The sequence below is a fragment of the Pedobacter sp. T50_32 genome (assembly GCF_057652195.1).
In genome coordinates this window covers 482,300-506,186 of record NZ_JBYFBY010000003.1, presented here as the reverse complement: position 1 = coordinate 506,186, position 23,887 = coordinate 482,300, and the positions used below count along the sequence as shown (strand labels likewise).

Below are 23,887 nucleotides of genomic sequence, written 5' to 3'. Positions count from 1 at the left end.
TTTTGTAATTTAATTTAAGAAACTGTCTAATTTTTTACAAAATACAGATGCCACGTTGAGCTTTCCGATTATCGAAACAAGTCGTCGAAACGCCCTTTAACAAGTAGCCTTGGACAGGCTCAGACCGATAATTAAAAAAATCTAACCGAATTAAGCCAGTTTCTAAGATTAAGCATAAAAAAATCGAAGACTTAAATGTAAAGTCTTCGATTTTTTAGCTAATGATTGCTCTGCTATTATTATTTATCTTTTTTATTTCCTCCGCCAAATACCGAGAAGTGTACATAACGCTTAGGATTTGCTTTTAAGTCGATCATCAGTGCATCTAAGTTTTTTGATGCATTATTAAGGTTGTCATACATCTGTCTGTCGTTTAGCAAAGCACCCAAGGTACCTTTGCCACTCTTCACATCACTTAGTATGTTTTGTAAATCGGCCATTGCTTTATTAGCGTTATTAACTGTCTGTTCAAAGTTTAAAGCAGCAACCTTATCAGTAACTGTATTTAAATTATTCATTACAGCATCAATCTTAGCGCCGTTACTTTTAAAGTTTGCAGTAATTGCTTCTACATTTGATAAAATAGCAGATAGTTTTGAGCTTTCAGCACCTACCAAAGCATCAACTTTTTTAGAAGTAGCCTCTAACGAACCAAGCGTTCCGGCAATGCTGGTAAAGCTCTTATCTATGTTTTTCTGTAAGTTCGGATTTAAAATCGTGTTAACACTAGAAAGGATAGAATCCATTTTGGTGATAATCAGCTCTGCTTTCTTTTGTACTGGCTGAAAAGTTTCCATCAAGCCTTTTTCTACATTGGTTTCTAAAAAATCGCCATCTTCTGCGAAGTTTTTATCATTACCTAAAGTTAAAACAATGGCTTTGCTGCCTAATAAATCGGTGCCTTCTAATCTTGCTACTGTATTTTTAGGGATTTCGTATTTACCATTAATTTTCAGGGTAGCTTTTATAGTTGCATCTGGTTGTAATTCTAATGCAGCAACTCTACCAATTTGATAACCATTAATTAGCACAGGTTTTGAAACGGTCAGTCCATCTACTTGCGAATATCTAGCGAACAAAATAGTTTCGTTTGTAAATATGCTGTTCCCTTTTAAAAAGTTATATCCGATAATGAGTAGGGCGATAGCTACGGCAGCCAATACGCCTACTTTAGTTTCGTTTTTTATTTTCATTTGTGTTGTAGCGATTTATTGATGGGTATTTAATCGTTTTTTGTGCTAATGTTAAGTTTAGTTTTCAACTTCTTTTTTATATTGTTTAATGGCATTTACTATTGCCATTACAATTTCTTCCTGTCCTTCGTCTGAGTTAATATATTTTTCTTCTTCTCTATTGGATATAAAACCAATTTCCGTTAGTACCGAAGGCATAGCTGCACGCTGTAATATTAACAAACCTTGCTCTTTAACACCTCTATTAACTCTTTTGTTTACTTCTGTATAATTTTTTTGTATATGACTTGCCAAAGCTAAGCTTTTTGAGCGGTAAAGTGACTTGTACAGCGACAACAAGATTACTTCCTCAGGATCTGTTGGATCATAAGTGCCTTGCTTTTTATAGTTTTTATCTTTGATGATTTCCTCGTTTTCCTTCAACCCTGCATCCATCTCATTGATACGTCTGTAAGCACCAACAAAGGTTTCGGTGCCACGTACGTGCCCATTTCCTGGAGGCATAGAATTACAGTGTATCGAAATAAATAAATCGGCTTTGGCATCATTGGCAATTTCCGCTCTGCGATACCAATCTACATCTACATCCGTTTTACGAGTTTGTATAATTTTAATGCTTGGTAATTCTTCGGCTAACTTATTACCTAATTTAAGTGCTACCTTTAAGGCTACATCTTTTTCCCATGAGTAAGCACCCTTTGCGCCTGGTTTAACGCCGCCGTGCCCAGCATCAACTACAATGGTTTTAATTTTATAGCCTTGTGAGAAAGCCTTAGAGAACGAAAAAAAAGTTAATAAAAAAGTGAAGAATAGTAAGCTATTTTTTAACCGCATTTTGTGTGTTTTTTGCAAAAATACAAATTATTAGATTTCTACGCTCAATTTATATGCCTGAATAGCTTTTAGTAAACAATTTGTAATCTCAATTTGACCAGCTTCCGAGTTCATGTAATCTTCTTCGCCAGGATTTGACAAGAAACCAATTTCTGTAAGTACCGCCGGCATGCCAGCTCTGGCTAATACCGCTAAGCTTTTTTCTTGTACGCCTCTGTTTACCCTTCCAACTCTTACATATTCATCTTGTATCGATTTAGCAAACTTTAGGCTTTGTGTTCTAAAGGTGTTTTTCATTAAAGATAAAATGATGGCACTTTCGGGATCTGTAGCGTCAAAGCCTTCGTAATTCTCCTTATAGTTGTCCTCTAAAAAAATAGAAGCATTTTCCCGCTTGATAGCTTCGTCTTGCTCATCTATTCTGCCGGTACCAGATACAAAGGTTTCGGTACCACGGGTTGAGGTACTTTTTGCTCGTCGAGTTTTATAAACAGGAACTCTCTTACCTTTTTTATTTTTGATATAACCACTAATGTAGCGCTGAGTAATTACAGGCATATCATTACAATGTATTGAAATAAATAAATCTGCCTTAACTTGGTTGGCTAAACCAATGCGCTCGTAAAGCGGAATAAAAACATCTTCGGTTCTGGTGTAAACTACTTTTACATCGGGTAAAGTTTCTTCAATTAATTTACCTAACCGTAATGCCGTTCTTAACGCAACATCCTTTTCTGTAGAGTAAGCACCTCTAGTTGTTCCATCCTTACCTCCGTGGCCTGCATCTAGCACAATTGTTTTTATTTTATATTGTTGTGCAAATACTTGATTTACAGTCGTAAATGTTAAAAAAATGGAAATTAACCCAATCAATATTTCTTTTGCTCTGTTCAATGGTATATTTTTCATTAATTTTGAACGTTTTGTGGTAAAGATTATTGCAAAATAAACATTCACACACAAATTTGAAACTTTTACAGACACTCATTTTTTCCACGTTTTTGGTGTTGTTAGCCGTTCTGGCTGATACTAAAGTTTTTGCATCTGCAAATGCGGGATATTTCCAAACCCTGCCACAACAATCAGATACCGTAAGAAGAGACACTACAAAGAAGCCGATGACGAAAAGTAGTCTCGATTCTAAGTTGGAATACTACGCAAAAGACTCGGTTGTGGTAGATAAAAAGAATGAAATCCAATACTTATATGGTGGTGCACGTGTAAAATATGAAGGATTAGAATTAGACGCCGAGTTTATTAGGTTTGATAATAAAAACAAGCTAGTATTTGCAAGAGGCAGTACAAACGATAAGGGAAGGTATTTTGGACGCCCAATCTTTAAAATGGAAGGGCAAGGTACTTCCATGGCCGATTCATTAAGCTACAATATAGAAATAGGGAATGGTGTAGTGCATGGCGTATTTACAGAACAGGAAGGTGGTTTTTTCTCTGGTGGTAGAACAAAAATGCAGCCTGATAACGAATTTCATGTTCACAATACGACCTTCAGCACTTGTAATTTACCGCATCCACATTTTGGTATACAAATATCTAAAGGTATCGCTACTGAAAAGCATATCATCACAGGCCCTGTGTATATGAAGTTTGAGGATATACCGATGCCGCTAGGTTTGCCTTTTGCATTTTTTCCGAAGCCTAACAAAAAAGCATCTGGTTTTATTTTGCCTACTCCCGGAGAAGATGCAACTAAGGGGTTTTCTTTATTGGGCGGTGGTTATTATCTAGCATTTAATGATTACATGGATGCTAGGTTGGTTACCAATATATTTACCAATGGTTCTTATGATTTGAATTTGGTTTCTAACTATACCAAAAGATACAAATACAACGGTAATCTAAACCTAAATTATTCGAGTACGCGTAACGGATTGGAAGGTACACCAGAATTTGAACCAGTAAAAACTATTATGATTGGCTGGACCCACAGTCAAGGTGCAAATGCAAGGCCTGGAAGTACCTTTAGTGCCTCAGTTAATGCTGGTTCTAGTAGGCACAATGCCGTAACGGCTGGTAATGGTACTTATGATCCTAATAGATTTTTGCAAAATTCACTACGTTCCAGTATCTCGTACGGTAGGGTTTTTGGCGATGGTTTGTTCAACTTTACTTCTGCCTTATCGCACTCGCAAGAAACTCAAACAAGAAATGTAAGCTTAACCCTGCCAGACGTAAGTTTAAACATGACCACCATTAGTCCGTTTGATTCTAAAAAGCGAGTTGGCGAAGCTAAATGGTACCAAAGGTTAACCTTGGGTTACAGCATGAGTGCAACCAATAACGTAAGTACTACAGAAGATTTATTATTTACCAAAGGTGGTTTCAATAGGTTTACCAATAGTGTAAATCACAACGTGCCAATCAGTTTACCATTCACACTTTTAAAATATCTTAACTTCACTTCTAGTGTAAATTATTCTGAAAAATGGGATTTTAAAACCATAAGAAACAGATATATCAGAACCAATTCTGGTTACGAGATAAGGCCAGATACCATTAACGGTTTTAAACGCGGTGCACAATATAGCTTAAGTACCGGAATGTCTACCAAGATCTATGGTATCAAACAATTTAAAGGCAATGGAGCCATAAAGGCGATGCGCCACGTAATGACACCAACGGCTAGTTTTAGCTATACGCCAGATTTTTCTAGAGAAAGTTTGGGTTACTTTTTGCCAGCCCAGTATTACACTGATGATCTTAGGCCTGGTAGAAGTGTGCCAACTGGCGAATACGTTAGGGATAACTTAGGAAATCCATTGTTGTATTCTGTATTTATGAATGGTGGTCCTTCGCAAGGTAGAAACGGTAGTATTGGTTTTTCGGTAGATAATAACGTGGAGTTAAAAGTTAGAGATAGGAAAGATACTACAGGTGTAGGAGAAAGAAAGTTGGCTGTTTTACAAGGTCTAACATTCAATACTTCTTACAACATATTTGCAAAAGAAAAGAAACTTGCGCCAATTAATTTTAGCGGTCGTTCACAGTTTACCGAGAAATTGGGAATTAACTTCAACGGTATTTTTAGTCCTTATACTGTTGGTGAAGTGCCGTTTACCTCTGGCACTGGAGCCGATGCTGTAACTACTTTCTCCTACCGAGAAATAGATAGGTTTGTGTGGCAGGATGGGAAACTACCTCGTTTAACCAATTTTGGATTTTCTTTCGATTACAGTTTGAACCCTGAAGCATTTAAACGCAGAAATGAGAATTTGGATCAGTTGAACCAACAAGCGCCAGCGGCAAGTAGAACACAGGCGCAGATAGATGCCTTAAACGCCATTAGTAGAGATCCAAATGCCTTTGTAGATTTTAACATACCTTGGAATTTCTCTTTCAGTTACCGCTTTGATTACAATAATCCGCTAGGTAGACCAGAAACAAGAACTGTTACCAATACCCTAAACTTTAGTGGCGATTTTAACTTAACGCCAAAATGGAAAATCACCTACAGCTCTGGTTACGATTTTAAAGCGAAGAATCTTTCTCAAACCAATTTCTCAATTTACAGAGATCTACATTGCTGGGATTTAAGCGCTACTTGGGTTCCTTTTGGTGTTTATCAAAGTTATTCAATCGATATTCGTGTACGAGCTTCGGTATTACAAGATTTAAAATTGAGTAAACGTAAGGGATTCTATACTACTTACTAAGGCAGAGGGTTGGAAAGGTTTAGGGTTGGAAGGAAGAAAGACCAAAGACTAATGAACATATAGCAAGTACTAAAAAACTATTTAGTCATTTACTCATTCAAAATTCACTCATTTAAAATTCACTCATTTAAAATTCAATCCTTCTCTCATTAATTATTCAAAATTCATTAAAACGCATGTTTGCAGAAATTATAACCATAGGTGATGAAATTCTAATTGGTCAAATTGTAGATACCAATTCTGCTTGGATGGGTGTAGAGCTTAACAAAGTGGGAGTGAAGGTTAAGCAAATCACATCAATTTCTGATGATGCAGCACATATTGTCAATGCACTAGATGAAGCTCAAAAACGTGCAGATATCATCTTAATTACTGGTGGATTGGGCCCAACGAAAGACGATATTACGAAACATACTTTGTCGAAATATTTCAATATGCCCTTGCGTTTGGATGAAGGAACACTGGCTCATGTAAAGCTTTTTTTCGAAAAGTTAAACCGACCAATGATTGATGTAAATATCAAACAAGCAGAAGTGCCAAACGGTTGTACGGTAGTCAAAAATCAAAATGGTACGGCACCATGCATGTGGTTTGAGCACAATGGCAAAATTGTGGTTTCTATGCCGGGAGTGCCTTTCGAAATGAAATATTTAATGCAGGATGAAATTATTCCTCGCATTCAACAACGATTTCAAATGCCATTTATCGTTCATCAAACCATTTTAACTGCTGGTTTGGGCGAATCATTTTTGGCGCAGGAGATAGCCGATATTGAAGATGCTTTACCGCCACATATTAAACTAGCTTACCTTCCGAAATTAGGCTTGGTAAGGTTAAGGTTAAGTGCAACTGGCAGCGACGAGCAAGCCTTATTGGCTGAAGTGGCTTCCTACACGAAAAAGATTGTAGAGCGTGTGGAGAAATTTGTGGTGCTAACCGAAGATGTACCATTCGAAAAAGCTGTATTAAACTTAATGGGCAAACACGGATTGACCTTGTCTTTAGCCGAAAGTTGCACTGGTGGATATATTTCTCATCTGTTTACCCAACATTCTGGCTCATCTGCTGTTTTTCAGGGAGGAGCAGTAACTTATTCTAATGCCTTGAAACAATCGGTGCTAGGAGTAAAAGAACAAACACTCGCAGCTTTTGGTGCAGTGAGTGAGGAAACTGCCAGGGAAATGGCTTTAGGTGCTGTTGCCAACTTTAAAACTGATTATGCTATTGCTGTAACCGGCATTGCTGGTCCAGACGGCGGCACAGCAGAAAAACCTGTCGGAACGGTTTGGATTGCTGTAGCAAGTAAGACTGAAGTAAAAGCTAAACTATATAAATTCGCCAGCCAGCGAGCACAAAATATAGAGCGTGCTGCAATGGCTGCTTTAATGATGCTTTTTGTTCAGTTGAAACAAGATTTGAAAGAAGGTTAATTGTTTTATTGTTAGATTGTTTTATTGTTGTACTGCCAACTGTCAATTGTAAACTGTCAACTTCAAACTGAAAACTGCTTTTAATAACACATTAAAAAACGTATTTTTGCAGACGTAACCAAATTTACACTAACGAAAAATATATGGCTCAATACGAATTGTTATTGCCTAAAATGGGAGAGAGTGTTGCCGAAGCAACCATTATTAAATGGACTAAACAGCCAGGTGATAACATAGATTTAGATGATACCATTTTAGAGATTGCCACCGATAAGGTTGATTCTGAAGTACCATCGCCAGTAGCTGGTAAATTGGTAAAACATCTTTTCGCTGCTGATGATGTAGTACAAGTAGGCGCTGTAATTGCGATTATAGAAACTGAGGGTGGAGCTAGCGAGACTGCATCTCCTCAAGTGGAGGCACCAGTAGAAATAAAGGCCGAACCAGTTGCAGAAACAATACCAGGAATTAGTCAATTACCTGTACAAGTAAATGTAGATTTCAAATCTTCGGATAGATTTTACTCCCCTTTGGTTAAAAATATCGCGAAAGAAGAAGGTGTATCTATCGACGAATTAGACAGTATTAAAGGTTCTGGTGCCGATGGTCGTTTGACTAAGGAAGATTTACTAAACCATATTCAAGCTAAAAAAGGAGGTTCTACTTCTAGAATTAGCGATACTTTGGCGCAGGCAAAATCTGCTGTAGAAGCGCCAAAACAAGAGAAAGCAACTCAGCCTGCTCCAGTGGCTACTAGCGTAAGTGGCGGCGATGAAATTATTGAGATGGACAGAATGCGTAAGCTAATTTCTGACCACATGGTGATGAGCAAGCACACTTCGCCGCACGTAACTTCGTTTGTAGAGGCCGATGTAACCAATTTGGTGCTATGGCGAAACAAAGTGAAGAATACTTTCGAAAAACGTGAGAACGAAAAAATCACTTTCACGCCAATTTTTGTAGAGGCTGTAGCTAGAGCAATCAAAGATTTTCCAATGATTAATGTTTCTGTAAATGGAACGCAAATTATTAAGAAGAAAGATATTAATATTGGTATGGCGGCAGCTTTGCCGTCGGGTAATTTAATTGTGCCTGTAATTAAAAATGCAGACCAGTTGAATTTGGTGGGCTTAACCAAAGCAGTGAACGATTTAGCAAACAGAGCACGTATTTCTAAGCTAAAACCAGACGAGACGCAAAACGGTACCTTCACTTTAACCAATGTTGGTTCTTTCGGTAATGTAATGGGAACGCCAATCATTAACCAGCCGCAGGTGGCTATTTTAGCGGTTGGCGCAATTAAAAAGAAGCCAGCAGTTTTAGAAACCGAACATGGCGATGTAATTGCTATTAGACACATGATGTTCCTTTCGCTTTCTTACGACCATAGGGTTGTAGATGGCGCTTTGGGTGGTTCTTTCGTTCGCCGAGTGGCAGATTACCTAGAGAACTGGGACATTAACAGAGAAATTTCTTAAGACTTCTATTTGAATGATATAATCGAGCTTCGCAGGTTTTCTTGCGAAGCTTTTTTTTGAAAATGAAGGTCATCATTCCATCGGAGGTTGTAGCCCTGCTATCCGCTTTACTTCGTTTGGCAAACACAGAGGTTTGCCACTACGTGCTCGCTACTATCAGGTTTATTGAACAAAAAGCTGTGCAATAATTCAAAAACACCCCGGTCTTCGACCACCCCTCCGGAAGAGGCGAATGGCATGATGAATTCCCCTCTTTCAGAGGGGTGCCCAACGGGCGGGGTGTTTTCGACGCAATACAATCTAACGCTAATTATAACAAAAAATGAAGTTTACTAGACTGGATGGTAGTGAAAACCCCACAGCCGAGTGCAGCGAGGGCGAGGAGTTGTAATGAACAGCCAGACTTTCGGTAAATAGTTGTACTGAAATTGCTCTTCAAAAAATAGATGAACTGTAAATGTTTAAAGTTTTCTCCACTACGGTCGAAATGACGAATAGAATGCTAAAAAAAAATGCCTTAAAAGCGTAAAAGCCCAGACATCCATCTGGGCATTTTACTATCAAAACAAAACAATATAAAAATTTAATTTACTGAGTAACTATTGACGTTATTGGCTTAATTGATACGTTGGCGGGGACGCCAACGCCAGCGGTTTCCCTTGTTGGCGTCCCCGCCAACAAGCATATTTTAACCGTTTACTAAAATTCCTTCTTCGGCTATAGCTTTAATGTCTTGTTCGCTATAGCTAATTTTGCCAGTTTGAGCAATAAAAACATCCTTGTTTACTAAGATATCTTTGTTCTCCAAAAGGCTTTTTAAACTTACACTTCCAATTACGTATTTATAATCGTTACGAGAGAAACGTTCCGAGATGTTCTCAATTTGCAGCTTCTCTACAGTGTATTCATGTTGGTAGCGCAAGTAAACTTCCAAGCTCACTTTATCAGTGTGGATTAAGCCGTTTTGCTGCTTGTATTTTTTGTACTCGTAGCGATAATCATAGCGCAATGCTGCGATATCTGAAAGCACAGCTGCACCAGTTGGATGGCCACCAGCACCTTTTCCAAAGAAGAACTGTTTGTCGGCGAAAGCGGCTTGTACCGTTACGCCATTGTACTCATTTTCTACGTTATATAAGAAGTCATCGCTCTTTACAAACTTCGGCAATACAAAAGTAATAACCTGTTTAGTGCTGATTTTCCTAGTAGTCGGTACCAATTTGATTTTGAAATTCTTCTCTTTTGCGTATTGAATGTCTGCATCGCTTAGGTTTTGGATACCGATGTTCAAAATCTTATCAGGATTTAAGAACAAACCGTAAGCATGTGCCGTCGCGATAGTTAGTTTAAATTTAGGGTCGTAACCACCAACATCTAAAATTGGGTTGGTTTCTGCAAAACCTAAATCTTGAGCTTCTTTTAAAGCAGCATCGTAACTAGCGCCTTCGTTAAAAATTTTTGAAAGAATGTAGTTAGACGAACCGTTGAAAATACCACTGATGCCGTGTAAAAGCTCGTTATCGTAGTATTCTTCTAAGTTTCTGATGATTGGAATACTGCCGCAAACTGCACCTTCGTACAATAAGGAAGTACCATTTTCTTCTTGCAACTGTACCAATTCTGCCAAGTGAGTAGCAATCATTTTTTTATTGGCCGACACTACATTTTTACCGCTGGTTAACGCTCTTTTGGTAATTGCATAAGCTGCATCAGCATCGTCAATTAACTCTACAATGGTGTTGATTTCTGGATTATCTAAAATCTCATCGTGAGAGGTCGTGAACAAATGTGCATCTAAAGTTCTTTTCTTTTCAGGGTTTTTAATGGCAATTTTTACCACTTCCAGATTTAGGTTTTGTGCCTTAATGATATCATGTAGACCTTGTCCAACAACTCCAAATCCAAATAATCCTATTTTAAGTTTCTTACTCATGTGTTTAATTCGTATTGCGATAAGCGTATTGCGATGTATCGTTTAACACCAAACGCTCTCCACTTAGGTATATGCTATTTTTACTTTCTACTTTTAACTTTTAAGCGGTATGCTGTAGTTTAATTACTTTGTTATTTTTTGCGGCATTCTCTTTTAAAAAATTGCCAATGATGTTCGTTAATTTATCCGTTTCTATTAAAAATCCGTCGTGACCGTAAGCGCATTTAATGCTGGCAAATTTCGCATCGTTAATATGGTTAGCTAAAAACTGTTGTTCGGTAATAGGGAAGAGGATGTCGTTCTCTATGCCCACAACCAGCGTATTTGCTTTTACCAATTTCAAGGCATCAGCTACGCTTTTTCTACCACGACCAACATTGTGGCTATCCATCGCTTTGCTCAAATACCAATAACTGTAAGCGTTAAAGCGTTTGCACAATTTCTCGCCTTGGTAGTTTTGGTAAGACGAAGCTCTGAAATCAGTTACTTTATCGTTCACACTTTCCAACTGGGTTTCGTTGTAGGCTTCGTAAGTTCTGTAAGAAAGCAAAGCGATGCTTCTTGCCGTTTTCAAGCCTTTGTAACCACCATCGGGTTTGTTTGCGAAGAAAGTTCTATCGGTAGCAATGGCCAAACGCTGACTTTCGTTAAATGCAATTCCCCAAGGTGAATGAGCTGCATTGGTTGCTACTAAAATCAAATTTTCGATTTCGGTTTTATCAAGAATAGACCATTCTAAAGCCTGCTGACCACCCAACGAACCGCCAATTAACGTTTTAACTGTTTTAATACCCAAGTGCTCGGCCAATAACTGATGTATCGCTGCTAAATCTCTGATAGTGAACTCAGGAAAAGCCAAATAGTAAGGCTGGCCTGTCACTTGATTTACACTCAGCGGATTAGTAGTGCCATAATTAGAGCCTAAAACATTTGCGCATACAATAAAGTGTTCTTCTGGATTGAACAAATCTTTAGTGCCAAATAAACCTTTCCACCAATCTAAAACATCGGCGTTTGCCGTTAGCGCATGACAAGCCCAAATTACATTGTCCTTTTTGGCGTTTAATGTGCCATAAGTTTGATATGCAATTTCCAGATTACGGAGTTTTTTGCCGCTTTCTAGCTTGAATATTTTTGGATATTTATAGATGTTAGACATGTTTAAAAGTTGGAATGTTGTAAGGTTGCAGGTTAGTCAACTGTTAATTGTTAACTGAAAACTGATAATGCTTGTTCAAAATCTGCCTTAATATCGTCGATGTGCTCAATACCAACTGATACTCTTAATAATGCAGGTGTAACGCCAGCGGCTAATTGCTCTGCCTCGCTTAATTGTTGGTGCGTAGTCGCTGCAGGTTGTATAATCAATGTTTTTGCATCGCCTACGTTAGCTAAATGACTTACCAATTTCAAGTTATCAACCAATGCGATTGCATTTTCTTTATTGCCTTTTAGCTCGAAACTTAATACTGCGCCAAAGCCGTTTGATAAATATTTTTTCGCATTAGCATGATAAGGGCTGCTTTCTAAACCTGGGTAGTTTACTTTGGCAACTGCCGGATGGTTTTCTAACCATTTAGCCAAAGCCAATGCATTTTCTACGTGGCGTTGAACTCTCAGCGAAAGTGTTTCCAGTCCTTGCAATAATAAGAATGAATTGAATGGAGATTGCGACGCTCCGAAATCTCTCAAACCTTCTACACGAGCTCTGATGATGAATTGGATGTTTCCGAAAGGACCGTTCTGACCGAACACATCATTGAAAACCAAGCCGTGGTAACCATCAGATGGTTCGGTAAATGCAGCAAATTTTCCGTTGCCCCAGTTGTAGTTTCCACCGTCTACAATTACACCGCCAATGCTTGTACCGTGACCGCCAATCCACTTTGTGGCAGATTGTACTACTACGTTTGCACCGTGGTCAATCGGTCTGAATAAATAACCTGCTGCACCAAAAGTATTGTCTACAATTAAAGGTAAATCGTGCTTTTTAGCGATGGCAGCAATTTGTTCAAAATCGATGATGCTGAAAGATGGATTACCGATAGTTTCTAAGTAAATCGCTTTTGTGTTTTCGTCAATTTTTGCTTCAAAATCTGATGGATTATCGCCATCTGCAAATTTTACAGAGATACCCAAGCGTTTAAAAGCAACTTTGAATTGGTTATAAGAACCTCCGTATAAGTGACTAGATGACACGAAATTATCGCCAGCCTGTAAGATGTTATTTAGTGCAATAAACTGCGCCGCCTGTCCAGAAGCTACAGCCAAAGCTGCTACACCGCCTTCTAAAGCTGCAATGCGTTTCTCAAAAACATCCGTAGTTGGGTTCATGATACGGGTGTAAATATTTCCAAATTCTTTTAGTGCGAAAAGATTTGCACCATGTTCCGAGTTTTTAAAACCATATGATGTTGTTTGATATAAAGGAACCGCTCTAGAACCAGTTGTTGGGTCTACTTCTTGTCCTGCGTGTATTTGTAGTGTTTCGAATTTATGTTGTGACATGTTTTTTCAGTTTTAGTGTTGTAAAGTTGGAATGTTGACCTATTAAGGTACGTCAGTGGGGCGTATCCCGTTTTAGCGGGACCTTCCTAATTGTTAGAAAATTACAAGTGGAAGATTTTTGATTTAGTATATGCGAATGCACATACACATCGTCAATTGCATATTGCAGCAATTGTCAATCATAGAAATAGCAATAGAATTTTGTCCGACCTGCTCGGGAAACGTGTTTCTTGAAATAGAATTAATTAGTTTCATCTTATTAATTTATATCTCCAAAGTGCACCATGCAATTTGGTCAGGAATTGGCACCTTCTCTTTTTGAGGGTTGCCAGTGGGTCAGGGAGCCTGTCTCTCGCCACTTCTTTATAAATCAATAACCTTTTCGGTAATTGACTTTTATTTGCTTCCAAATAATGTTTCAAATATAGGATGTTTTTTATTTCGATACAAAATAAAATTCTGAAATATTTTTAAATTACTGATTTTGAGTAGCTTTTTGTTTTAACCACATAGACACATTAGGCTAAATTCGGGAAAAACTATGTGTCTATGTGGTTAGAATTTTTTACGAGTTAACTAATAAATCAATATTAGGATGATAATTCCTAGGAAAATAAAATACTAACTTTGTAGACTTACTATATATTATTAGATTTTGAATACTGAATTCCTAAATAGCATTATACAGCGCCAAAATCAACAGCAGGTTGTGCCTTCTAATCAGACTATTGCAAACTGGGCTCAATCTTTACTGAATTTGATTTTTCCAGAACGAGGAGCGTCTACCAATTACAATCAAGAGGTACTAAAAGGCGTTTTCTTTGAACTTAAAGAAGAACTGCAGTTGATATTGAAATCAACAAAGTCATCTAGCAAAGCTTTAAACAAAGGAATTGCAGAAGCATTTTTTGACAGGTTGCCTGAGGTTTACCGCAAATTAAATACAGATTTGGTTTCTTTGGTAGACGGAGACCCGGCTGCACAAAGTGAATTTGAAATTATTAGGTGTTATCCCGGTTTTTTTGCCGTGGCGATGTATCGCTTTGCGCATGAGCTGCATTTGTTGGAAGTACCGCATATTCCGCGTATCATCACAGAGTACGCACATACTGTGACGGGAATTGATATTCATCCAGCAGCAGAAATTGGTGAATATTTATACATCGACCACGGCACAGGCTTGGTAATTGGTGAAACCACTGTTATTGGCAACCACGTAAAATTGTATCAAGGCGTTACTTTAGGAGCGCTGAGTGTAGATAAGTCGAAGTCGCATACTAAACGACACCCGACTATTGGAAATCATGTGATTATTTATTCTGGTGCAACTATTTTAGGTGGTGAAACGTTTATTGGAGATGGTAGTATCATTGGCGGTAACGTTTGGTTAACGAAAAGTGTACCTGAAGGTTCTACGGTTTATCATCAGGCAGAGGTTACAATTAAAGGGAAGAATAGTTGATGGTTAATGGTCAATAGTTTTTGGCGACATAAATCATCTTAAATCTGCGTTATCATCTGCGGAAATCAGCGGGTAAAAAATAAAATAGAAATGAAAACCATTATAGATTGCATCGGAAATACGCCATTGGCAGAAATTAGATATTTGAATACTAATCCAAACGTTAAAATTTACGCGAAGCTAGAAGGAAATAATCCTGGCGGAAGTGTAAAAGATAGAGCAGCGTTAAATATGATACGCAGTGCTATGGAGCGTGGAGAAGTAGATAAAAACACTAAACTTATCGAAGCAACCAGTGGAAACACAGGAATTGCATTGGCTATGATTGCTTCCATTTACGGTATCGATATTGAGTTGGTGATGCCTTCAAGTTCTACTAGAGAGCGTACTTTAACCATGGAAGCTTTTGGTGCAAAAGTTACTTTACTGGAGTCTATTGAAGTTTGTAGGGACTATGCAGAAGAAAAGGGAACGCAACCTGGTTATTTCCTACTAAACCAATTCGCAAACCCTGATAATTATTTAGCGCATTATAAAACTACAGGTCCAGAAATTTGGGAAGAAACCGAAGGAAAGATTACCCATTTTGTAAGTAGCATGGGCACTACAGGTAGTATTATGGGTAACTCGAGATATTTAAAAGAAAAGAACGCCGACATTCAGATTGTAGGTTGTCAACCAACGGAAGAGTCTTCTATTCCTGGTATTCGCCGCTGGCCTATCGAATATTTGCCAAAGATTTACGAGCCTGAGCGTGTAGATAAAATTATGGATGTTTCTCAGCAAGATGCGACTTTAGCAGCTAGAGCACTAGTAAAAAAAGAAGGCATTTTCGCAGGAATGAGTACTGGTGGAGCATTGCATTGCACCCTGCAGTTAGCAAAAGAATTAGAGAGCGGCTTGATTGTGTTTATCGCTTGCGATAGGGGTGATAGGTATTTAAGCAGTGATTTGTTTGGTTAAAAGCACTAAACTACTGTCCTCGTCATTTCGAACATCGTGAGAAATCTTTGGAAATGCATCTTTAAAGATTTCTCTATTACGCTGCGCTCCAGTCAAAATGACGACAGCCTTTTTTGCATATAGCCACTTCAATTTTCCACTTTTTACTTAGCTCAGCGCTTGCTCCAAATCAGCAATTAAATCATCAATATGCTCTAAACCCACCGAAATACGAATTAAATTCTGAGGTGTTTTGGTCGTTGGTCCTTCCACAGAAGCTCGGTGTTCTATCAAACTTTCTACACCACCTAAGCTCGTTGCCTGACTAAAAACTTTCACACTATTCACTACTTTGCGGGCAAAATCAGCATCACCTTTGGTTAATATTGAAAGCATGCCGCCGAAGCCCTTCATCTGTTTCTTCACGATTTCATGTTGCGGATGAGAAGTCAATCCCGGATAAAAAACAGTTTCAACTTTTGGATGTTCGTTCAAGTAATTAGCCAATTTCTCTGCATTTTCGCAGTGTCCTTTAATGCGATAAGACAAAGTTTTAATGCTTCTCAGTAATAAGAAACAATCAAATGGAGAAGGTACGGCACCGCCAGTTTCTTGAATGTTTTTAACTTTATCGAAGAACTCATTTTTAGCGGCAAAAGTTAACGAACCACCTAAAACATCACTATGTCCGCCAATATATTTGGTAGTTGAATGCATTACAATATCAGCACCTAAGGCAATTGGATTTTGCAAAATTGGAGAGGCAAAAGTGCTATCTACAGCGTAAATTAATTGGTGCTTCTTTGCCACCTTGCCTATTGCTTCAACATCAGTAATTTTAAGCAAGGGATTAGATGGTGTTTCCACCCAAATCAACGCCGTATTCGGTTTTATGAAACTTTCTACTTCATCGACCGCTGTTAAATCAACAAAATCAAAGCTTAAAATATCTGCAAAAATAGTAAGCAATTGCTTTTTGAAACCCCAATACATATCATCAGGAGCAATAATATGGCTGCCCGGTTTTAAGGCTTGAAAAATTGCCATTCCTGCTGTGTTTCCCGAAGAAAAGGCACAAGTATCGGCACCGCCTTCTAATTCTGTAATTACTTTTTCTAGCGCAGAGCGATTTGGATTGCTTACTCTACTATACATGTGACCACCAGGATAGCCACCATCTTCGCCTCTAAAGTATGTTGTAGAAAGATGAATTGGAGAAGTAACATCGCCTGTGGCAGCTTTTATTAAGTTAGAAGCGTGGATAGCAGTAGTTTCTGGTTTCATGAAATTTGATTTTGAGAAGTATTAAAACAAATGTAGCGCAAATAGCTTTAATAACTCATTTTTGGCAAGATTTATGTAATGAGTTTCACAAAAATTATACAAAGTGGAGTTCGGTTTTATGAGAATGCCACTTCAATGAAAATCAAATTATGAAATCATTCCATTGGAATGTCTTCATTACAGATGAAAACAAAATCAAAAACGATGAAACCATTCCGATTTATCGGGATAGCTTCATTACAAATGAAAACAAAATCAAAAACAATGAAAAAACTATTTTTAGCAATCGCTTTATTTTCTGCATCATTAGTGGTGTTAGAAAGTTGCTCTCCAAAAACTACTACTGGTGCGCCTGCGGTTAGAAGAGGTAATGTTACCGGCAACTGGATGTTGAACAATATTACTTTCGAAGGTATTCCTGATGTAGCAGTGAGATCATTTCTAGGCGAAAGCTCTTATAAATGCTTTGTTGGAAGTACGTGGCGCTTAACCAATAGTGGAAATGGTAGCTACAGCTTGCCCACAAGTGCTAGTTGCTCAGCTAAAACACAAAACATTTTTTGGTCGGTAAGCACGGCTGATGAAACATTCCAATTTAAAAAGTTGTATGAAGGCGAAAAAGCTAAGAATGTAACAGAAGGTTATCGTATGATATTGACGAGTGCAAACGATGGTGCAATGACAATTAAATCTCCAATTGAGTATAGTGGTAAAACTGCTTATGTTGTAATGAACTTTGTAAAAGCAATCAATTAATAAAAAGCTTTTTTTGTAAGCCGTAAACATTTGTTTACGGCTTTTTTATTGCCGTATAAATACCTAATTCGACTAGTATTTGTTCTCGAAAGTTAATTCTAAGGAACTTTTCTTTTTGTCAATCGTTCAACTCTAAATAATCATGAAGAAGTTATGAATGAGAATATAGATCCAAAAAAAATGTATCCAGCACCGCCGTTTAATACGCCAGATCAAGAATATCCGGGTACGGAAGACAAAATGGAACCAAAAGCAGATCATGGCGAGGAAAGCTATGTTGGGTATGGTAGGTTTAAGGATAAAAAAGTAATTATTACTGGCGGCGATTCAGGCATTGGTAGGGCAGTAGCCATTGCATTTGCCAGAGAAGGCGCCGATATGTTGATTAGCTATCTTTCCGACGATGAAGATAAGGACGCTGAAGATACAGCAGCATACGTAAGAAAAGCTGGAAGGAAAGTGATCCTGATGAAAGGTGATATTACCAAAGAAAGTCAGTGCGAAGCGATTGTAGAGAGGGCAGTAGCAGAGTTTGGAAAGATAGATGTGCTGATCAATAATGCTGCTTTTCACATCAGTAGAAAAGAACTCGAAGATATCCCAACTGAGGAGTGGGATTTTACCTTCGCTACAAATGTGAATGCTATTTTCTATTTGTGCAAAGCCGCCGTGCCGCACATGCCTAAGGGTAGCAGCATCATCAATACCAGCTCGGTAGTAGCGTTTGATCCATCCGAAGATTTATTGCCTTATTCTGCTACAAAAAGTGCTGTGGTCAATCTAACGGCAAATCTTAGTCAGATTTTGTTGAAGCAGGGCAAAGGAATTAGGGTAAATTCGGTAGCGCCAGGTCCAGTTTGGACACCGCTTATCCCCGCAACAAAATTTAACGTAGAAAACTTTGGCAAAAATACTGCAATGGAACGCCCTGGGCAACCAGTAGAAATTGCACCAGCATATTTATTTTTAGCATCGGCCGAAGCAAGTTTTATTTCTGGGGCAGTTTTGCCGGTAACTGGCGGTCGAATTACAATTTAGTGAAGTAAGCAAGCACTTCTGTAATCACCTGTTGAACATAGTCTTTTTGTGCTTCGGCAGGTGAATTTTCTTTGCTTAGCAGTTTATGGGTATGCACCAGTTTACCATTTAATGCAATAGCCATAAATGCATGTAACTCGTTAATGTTTTTTTCTGGAACCGCACTTGCATATCCTGTAATTGCAATTCCCAAACTGCTGTTCATTAACTCACAAACTTCAAGAGCCATAGTTTGAGCGGTTGCTTTAGAAACACAATTACTGTTTATACCTACAATGTAATCTATACCAAGGTGTTTTACCTTTTGCCCAATATTGTAGGCGGTAATGCCTCCATTAAAAATTTTCATGGCTTCGGGCATTTGACTTAGCGTAAATTGTAAATATCCAGCGGTTACACTTTCGGCTACAGAAATAGAAACTTGCTCTCGTAAGCAATATTCGCTGAGTTCTTTTAGGGTCAGTTCGGTGATGTTCATATTTATCAAAACACTAAGCTTCAATAAATTGTTTATGATTTTAAAACCAAAACGCCACAATTAAATAGGGTATTAATACGTTGTTTTTTAGTATTAATATCCTTTTTAAGACCAATACGATATCGGATATTAGTTAATAGAAATCATCACGTAGTGAGATGGTTATGCTTTGAATTTAAAATAGTTAGTTATGGTAACAGTTCAATCTAACACTTCAAATGAGAAGACGCTCAACAAAGGAGATTTTAGTAGTAAATCTTTAATAAACAGTTTAAAACAGGTTTATTGCGCAGAAAAGCAATGGTTAGCCGTGTTGCCAATTTTGCAGTTGGCAGTAGGTTGCGAAGATCTTTTTGAAACATTGGATAAATTCCAAAAGGAAGGAAAAGAACATATCCATCGTTTAGAAAGTATTTTCAAAACTATTGATGTACCAGTAGAAGAAGTTGCTAATAAGGATGTGGAAGTGTTGATTGATGAATGTTACGATATCATAGATGTTACTCCACGGAATAGCTTTATAAGAGATGCAGGATTAATAGTTGGTATGCAGCAAATACAGCAATATCAAATTACAGCATATACTTCCTTGTTGGCACAGGCTTTAGAATGCGATGCTCAAAAAGTAGTTAATCTGATAAGAGTGATTATCCATAATAAACAACAAGAGGAAGAGCAATTGGCAATGGCAGGTACTAGTCAGATGCTCGATGAAATAACCTAACAGTATGATAAATAGAACTATCGGAACTACTGAAAAACGTAAATTATTGATTTTTGAAGATGAGGATAGTATGCAAACTATTTTGTCTGCTGCACTAAAGCCAGAAGACTTTCATCTTGAATTTTCTAGAAAGAGTTCGATAGGTTACTCGCATACGTTTAGCCCGGAAATTATTTTATTAGATCATTCTTCGGCACCATTGGCTGACGAACAAAATTTGTGCGAAAAAATTAAAGCTTTTTTTCCAGGTATTCCTTTAATAGTTCTTTCTGCATATCCTTTAAATAAGTTTGATAGCTATAGCGATCACATGGATTTATTTATTGCTAAGCCTTTTGATCTGAATTATTTCGTAAATTGTATGATGCTTTTTAATTGTTGAAATAGCTGCTACAATTGAAATTATTACAACTTTTAGGATTAGTCGTTCGAATTTTTCTTTATATTTATTTTGATAAAAGTGGAAGGATATATGGAGAAACATAAAGATGTAACTGTTTTTGAGCAATATCTGGGGCATGACATCATCATAGATGACTTCGAGCTTGAATCAACGGTTTTCTCTAAAATAGCCGATGCTGTGCCGGATATGCTCTATGTAACCGATATTCAGCAGATGCGTAAAGTGTATTCTAATGCACGTATCCACCAATTGTTTCAAATGGGGCGTAAGGAAATTAGTGATATGGGTACCCGTTTCTTTGAAAAAATAGTACACCCTGCAGATCAGCACAAGTATTTCGAGAGCATTCAGCATCTGCGTTTTGCAAGAGATAATGAGGTGCATGAACTGCAATATCGAATTATAGATCACGATGGGAAAACTCACTGGCTCAGTACCAAAAGAAAAGTGCTAAAGCGTGACCACTGTGGAAATCCTCTACATGTAATCGGTATTTCGCAAGATATTACCCAGCAGATAGAATTGAATGTAGAACGTGAACGATTGTTGGAAGAACAAACGAAATTAAAGGCTGCACAGCAACGCCGTTTGTTTAAAGCTATCATTAGTGCACAGGAAGAAGAACGGAGAAATATCGCTGAAAATTTGCACAATGAAGTTGGTCAGCTGTTATTTGCTGCACAGTTAAAACTAAGCCCATCTGAAAACGAAAGCAGGGCTTTGCTTAGCGCTGCCATTAAAAAAGTGCGACAAATTTCTTTCGAACTCACCCCCGTGCTTTTAAGCGATATGGGATTGGAAGTTGCATTGAAAGATATGTTGGAACGCAAGCTAGAACCGCATCAAATTTCCTTCAACTTAAGTTTTAATATCAAAGACATTCGCTTAAACATCAATATGGAGGTTGTGATTTTCCGTATTGTACAAGAATTGTTGAACAATACCATCAAATACGCCGATGCTACTCACGTAAATGTACTTGTGCTACAGAAAGGTGATGAACTTTACGTTAGCCAAACCGATAATGGAAAAGGCATGGATACCCAAGTGCTGTCTGATTTAAAAGAAGGTTTCGGATTGAAAAGTATTGTGAATAGGTTACGTCTTTTGAATGGCGTTATCGAAGTTTTCTCTCAACCTCAAAAAGGAACAAAAGTATTAATGAATATCCCTCTAAATGGCGCAGAATAATTTAAAAATTAACATCTTATTGGCCGACGACCATCATTTGGTACGCGACGGCATCAAATCTCTATTGTATAAATATGAAGAGTTTAACATCGTTGGCGAAGGTGCCGATGGCGAAGAAATTTTAAAAATTCTTGGCAATACCGATGAAAAGGTAGACTTGGTTTTAGCTGATATCAATATGCCAAATATGACTGGCCTGCAGCTATCTCAACATATTGCGAATAAGTTCCCAAACGTAAAGGTATTGATGCTTTCTATGCTCGATCATGAAAAATATGTTTCACAGGCAATACAGGCAGGTGCTAAAGGCTATTTGCTTAAAAGTGTAAGCGAAGACGAACTAGTATTTGCCATTAGACAAGTAATGCAAAACTCTTTTTACGTTTGTGCCGAGTTAACACATCAGCTGCTAAATAAAAGCTTGTTAGGTAATTATGGCATTAAAATATCGAACAATAAAACAATTAAAGTAGATTTTTCTACTAGAGAGATTGAAATCTTAGAGCTAATTGCCGAAGGTTATACCAATTTAGAAATTGCAGAAAAATTATTCACCAGTAAACGTACCGTAGAAGGCCACAGGCTGCAAATGATTGCCAAAACTGGAGTACGTAACACCGCTGCGTTGGTGAAATTTTGTATCACCAATGGTATTTTAAACTATGCTTAAGTTGATTTGATCTTTTCTTCAATTTGCGCTCCAATTTTCTGGATGGTTTGCTCATCTAGACTGCCCCAAAGTTGTTCCCACTTTCCGTAGGTTTCATTTCTTATCTGCGTAATTTCGGTATCGCCAACGTGGCAGGCATAATAAGGTACACCATCTGTAGTTTCGAGCTCTTTAACATTGAGGTGCTTTTCTTGTCCATCAATTTGGGCAATTACATAAAAATCTTGGTGTGGTGAATTCATATCCTTTTTTATAAAGAACATTTGGGGTGCGAATTAGTTTTTGGTACTTGCTTTTCATTCCTTAAAACATCTATCCTTTAAAAATTGTTATCCATTTTAAACCTAGTTATATATGAGGATAACAGTTAGTAGAAAACCAGTTAAAGTATATCCAGATCCTGGAAGAGTAATAGCAAGATTTTTTTATAATGGCGATGAACGAGCCAGAGAAGTAATTACGAAGGTGACGAGCCTTAGCGAAAGACAAATTTTTGATATCGTATCGCCGTTATTGCAAGAGTTCTCGAAGCGCCATCGTAATATTACCAAAGTCTTTTTAAGGCATTGCAAAAAAGTTCAATGGTTGATAGAGGAAATGGGAATTGACTACAAAGAGATGGATGAGTTCACGAAGTATCTCATTGGTTCTTATTTTACCCACGAATATTCTATCGAATCGGCAGCGTTTTTTAACCCTTCCATAGTAGAAGATCCAGACCAGTCTAACTTGGTAGAAGGAGAGAAGCGTGTAATCATTAGCTTTAGGGCCGTTGGAGAGGGACACATTTCTTCGGTGGTTTTTAGAAGAGCTTTGCTAGATGCGCATAATAATATCCATGTGTTGCCAGCTGGAAATTATATTGATGAAGCTGAAGTGGTTAAAAATGCCATCTACAACAAAAAATTGTTCTTGAAAAAAGCGGCAGATGCTAATATTTCCATGAGTGTAATTGTAGATGTAAATGCGCATTTGGGCGAGAAGTTTGATTATACCCAACTTAGAAAATTGGTGCTTGATGCGAAGGAACAACAGAAAGAAGATTCAGAAAAATTAGAATATGATCGGATACTTTGGTTATCTGACACTTACCATGAAATTTGTTTTTCGAAGGATACCGATATTTCAGATCGTGTAATTTTTCCAATTTCTGAGTTTGAAAGAAAAGGAATAGAAGATGCACGTTTTGTTCGTTTTACCAAAGATGACGGTAGCGTAATTTACTACGGTACTTATACTGCGTTCGACGGTTCCTTTATCATTCCAAAGTTGATGCAAACCACCGATTTTTACGATTTTAAAGTTAGTCCGCTGCACGGAAAGGGTGCTCAAAACAAAAACTTAGCTCTGTTTCCGAAAAAAATTAACGGCAAGTATGCAATGATGTCGAGAATTGATGGTTGGAACAATTATTTGATGTACTCAGATAGGATTACCGTGTGGGATCAGCCTGTTAAATTGCAGTCGCCACTGTACTCTTGGGAATTTATCCAGATAGGAAATTGTGGTTCGCCAATTGAAACAGAAGCTGGTTGGTTAATTATCACCCACGGCGTTGGACCAATGCGCAGGTATTGTTTAGGTGCAAGTTTGTTAGATTTAAACGATCCATCGAAAGAAATTGGTAGACTACATGAACCGCTTTTAGTGCCAAATCCTGATGAAAGGGAAGGATACGTACCAAACGTGCTGTATTCTTGCGGTTCTATCATCCATAACGGAGAGTTAATTATCCCTTACGGATTATCTGATTATTGTTCTTCGTTTGCCACCGTAAACCTAGAAAGATTATTGGAGAGAATAATGGAAACCAATAATGGTAGTTCAGTTTAGTTAAGATTTGCGTTAATCTCATAAAAAAATCCCTCGTTCATTTTTGAGCGAGGGATTTT

Annotated in this window: 21 protein-coding genes and 1 riboswitch; of the genes, 12 read left to right on the top strand and 9 right to left on the bottom strand. The window is 37.8% G+C overall.

What is annotated here, in order from left to right; translation table 11 throughout:
• Positions 1–239: 239 nt before the first annotated feature.
• The 3 genes from AC23ME_RS12830 to AC23ME_RS12820 are packed head-to-tail and all read right to left on the bottom strand — an operon-like array spanning position 240 to position 2,936.
• Complete coding sequence (locus AC23ME_RS12830) at positions 240–1,193, bottom strand: MlaD family protein (RefSeq protein WP_487728165.1); 954 nt, start codon at positions 1,191–1,193, stop codon at positions 240–242.
• Between the two features lie 57 nt (positions 1,194–1,250).
• Positions 1,251–2,027, bottom strand: coding sequence for an N-acetylmuramoyl-L-alanine amidase family protein (locus tag AC23ME_RS12825; protein ID WP_487728164.1), 777 nt, complete (start codon positions 2,025–2,027; stop codon positions 1,251–1,253).
• Positions 2,028–2,057: 30 nt separating this feature from the next.
• Positions 2,058–2,936, bottom strand: coding sequence for an N-acetylmuramoyl-L-alanine amidase family protein (locus AC23ME_RS12820; protein ID WP_487728163.1), 879 nt, complete (start codon positions 2,934–2,936; stop codon positions 2,058–2,060).
• Positions 2,937–2,992: 56 nt separating this feature from the next.
• Here AC23ME_RS12820 and AC23ME_RS12815 point away from each other — a divergent pair, with 56 nt between their 5' ends.
• From AC23ME_RS12815 to AC23ME_RS12805, 3 genes are all read left to right on the top strand, one after another.
• Positions 2,993–5,698 carry a putative LPS assembly protein LptD gene (locus tag AC23ME_RS12815; protein ID WP_487728162.1) on the top strand — a complete coding sequence of 902 codons (2,706 nt, stop codon included), beginning with the start codon at positions 2,993–2,995 and terminating at the stop codon, positions 5,696–5,698.
• 176 nt (positions 5,699–5,874) lie between these two features.
• Positions 5,875–7,128 carry a competence/damage-inducible protein A gene (locus AC23ME_RS12810; RefSeq protein WP_487728161.1) on the top strand — a complete coding sequence of 418 codons (1,254 nt, stop codon included), beginning with the start codon at positions 5,875–5,877 and terminating at the stop codon, positions 7,126–7,128.
• A 143-nt stretch (positions 7,129–7,271) separates the two neighbouring features.
• Entirely contained in the window at positions 7,272–8,606 is a 1,335-nt protein-coding gene (locus AC23ME_RS12805; RefSeq protein ID WP_487728160.1) for a dihydrolipoamide acetyltransferase family protein, read from the top strand.
• A 688-nt stretch (positions 8,607–9,294) separates the two neighbouring features.
• Here the strand turns inward: AC23ME_RS12805 and AC23ME_RS12800 are convergent.
• From AC23ME_RS12800 to AC23ME_RS12790, 3 genes are all read right to left on the bottom strand, one after another.
• Positions 9,295–10,539 carry a homoserine dehydrogenase gene (locus AC23ME_RS12800; protein WP_487728159.1) on the bottom strand — a complete coding sequence of 415 codons (1,245 nt, stop codon included), beginning with the start codon at positions 10,537–10,539 and terminating at the stop codon, positions 9,295–9,297.
• A 100-nt stretch (positions 10,540–10,639) separates the two neighbouring features.
• Positions 10,640–11,698 carry a homoserine O-acetyltransferase family protein gene (locus AC23ME_RS12795; protein ID WP_487728158.1) on the bottom strand — a complete coding sequence of 353 codons (1,059 nt, stop codon included), beginning with the start codon at positions 11,696–11,698 and terminating at the stop codon, positions 10,640–10,642.
• Between the two features lie 50 nt (positions 11,699–11,748).
• Entirely contained in the window at positions 11,749–13,047 is a 1,299-nt protein-coding gene (locus tag AC23ME_RS12790; RefSeq protein WP_487728157.1) for an O-acetylhomoserine aminocarboxypropyltransferase/cysteine synthase family protein, read from the bottom strand.
• Positions 13,048–13,308: 261 nt separating this feature from the next.
• Positions 13,309–13,419: riboswitch (SAM riboswitch) on the bottom strand.
• Between the two features lie 283 nt (positions 13,420–13,702).
• Between AC23ME_RS12790 and AC23ME_RS12785 the strand changes: the two genes are divergently transcribed.
• The gene (locus AC23ME_RS12785; RefSeq protein WP_487728156.1) at positions 13,703–14,509 is read left to right on the top strand and encodes a serine O-acetyltransferase; all 807 of its coding nucleotides are present in this window, start codon (positions 13,703–13,705) and stop codon (positions 14,507–14,509) included.
• Positions 14,510–14,599: 90 nt separating this feature from the next.
• Positions 14,600–15,472 carry a cysteine synthase CysM gene (gene cysM / locus AC23ME_RS12780; protein ID WP_487728155.1) on the top strand — a complete coding sequence of 291 codons (873 nt, stop codon included), beginning with the start codon at positions 14,600–14,602 and terminating at the stop codon, positions 15,470–15,472.
• A 147-nt stretch (positions 15,473–15,619) separates the two neighbouring features.
• Here cysM and AC23ME_RS12775 read toward each other — a convergent pair whose 3' ends face one another.
• Entirely contained in the window at positions 15,620–16,735 is a 1,116-nt protein-coding gene (locus tag AC23ME_RS12775; RefSeq protein ID WP_487728154.1) for a trans-sulfuration enzyme family protein, read from the bottom strand.
• A gap of 264 nt (positions 16,736–16,999) precedes the next feature.
• Between AC23ME_RS12775 and AC23ME_RS12770 the strand changes: the two genes are divergently transcribed.
• Both AC23ME_RS12770 and AC23ME_RS12765 read left to right on the top strand, forming a co-directional pair.
• Positions 17,000–17,491 (top strand): hypothetical protein, encoded by a 492-nt coding sequence (locus AC23ME_RS12770; RefSeq protein ID WP_487728153.1) that lies wholly within the window; start codon positions 17,000–17,002, stop codon positions 17,489–17,491.
• Between the two features lie 153 nt (positions 17,492–17,644).
• Positions 17,645–18,529, top strand: a complete 885-nt coding sequence (locus AC23ME_RS12765) for an SDR family oxidoreductase (RefSeq protein WP_487728152.1) — start codon at positions 17,645–17,647, stop codon at positions 18,527–18,529.
• Here the strand turns inward: AC23ME_RS12765 and AC23ME_RS12760 are convergent.
• On the bottom strand, positions 18,519–19,007 hold the full coding sequence (locus AC23ME_RS12760) for a CinA family protein (RefSeq protein ID WP_487728151.1): 489 nt from the start codon (positions 19,005–19,007) through the stop codon (positions 18,519–18,521). The genes AC23ME_RS12765 and AC23ME_RS12760 overlap by 11 nt on opposite strands.
• Before the next feature lie 190 nt (positions 19,008–19,197).
• Here AC23ME_RS12760 and AC23ME_RS12755 point away from each other — a divergent pair, with 190 nt between their 5' ends.
• The 4 genes from AC23ME_RS12755 (at position 19,198) to AC23ME_RS12740 (ending at position 21,995) form a co-directional block, all read left to right on the top strand.
• The gene (locus tag AC23ME_RS12755; RefSeq protein ID WP_487728150.1) at positions 19,198–19,731 is read left to right on the top strand and encodes a DUF892 family protein; all 534 of its coding nucleotides are present in this window, start codon (positions 19,198–19,200) and stop codon (positions 19,729–19,731) included.
• A 4-nt stretch (positions 19,732–19,735) separates the two neighbouring features.
• Positions 19,736–20,113 (top strand): hypothetical protein, encoded by a 378-nt coding sequence (locus AC23ME_RS12750; RefSeq protein ID WP_487728149.1) that lies wholly within the window; start codon positions 19,736–19,738, stop codon positions 20,111–20,113.
• Between the two features lie 90 nt (positions 20,114–20,203).
• On the top strand, positions 20,204–21,325 hold the full coding sequence (locus tag AC23ME_RS12745; RefSeq protein ID WP_487728148.1) for a sensor histidine kinase: 1,122 nt from the start codon (positions 20,204–20,206) through the stop codon (positions 21,323–21,325).
• Positions 21,312–21,995: a response regulator transcription factor gene (locus tag AC23ME_RS12740; protein WP_487728147.1), complete on the top strand. Its 684-nt coding sequence runs from the start codon at positions 21,312–21,314 to the stop codon at positions 21,993–21,995. Before AC23ME_RS12745 ends, AC23ME_RS12740 begins: the two co-directional genes overlap by 14 nt.
• Here the strand turns inward: AC23ME_RS12740 and AC23ME_RS12735 are convergent.
• Positions 21,992–22,258: a hypothetical protein gene (locus AC23ME_RS12735; RefSeq protein WP_487728146.1), complete on the bottom strand. Its 267-nt coding sequence runs from the start codon at positions 22,256–22,258 to the stop codon at positions 21,992–21,994. The genes AC23ME_RS12740 and AC23ME_RS12735 overlap by 4 nt on opposite strands.
• Before the next feature lie 91 nt (positions 22,259–22,349).
• On the opposite strand from AC23ME_RS12735, the gene AC23ME_RS12730 reads away from it, so the two are divergent.
• Complete coding sequence (locus AC23ME_RS12730) at positions 22,350–23,828, top strand: glycoside hydrolase family 130 protein (RefSeq protein ID WP_487728145.1); 1,479 nt, start codon at positions 22,350–22,352, stop codon at positions 23,826–23,828.
• The last annotated feature ends 59 nt before the right edge of the window (positions 23,829–23,887 follow it).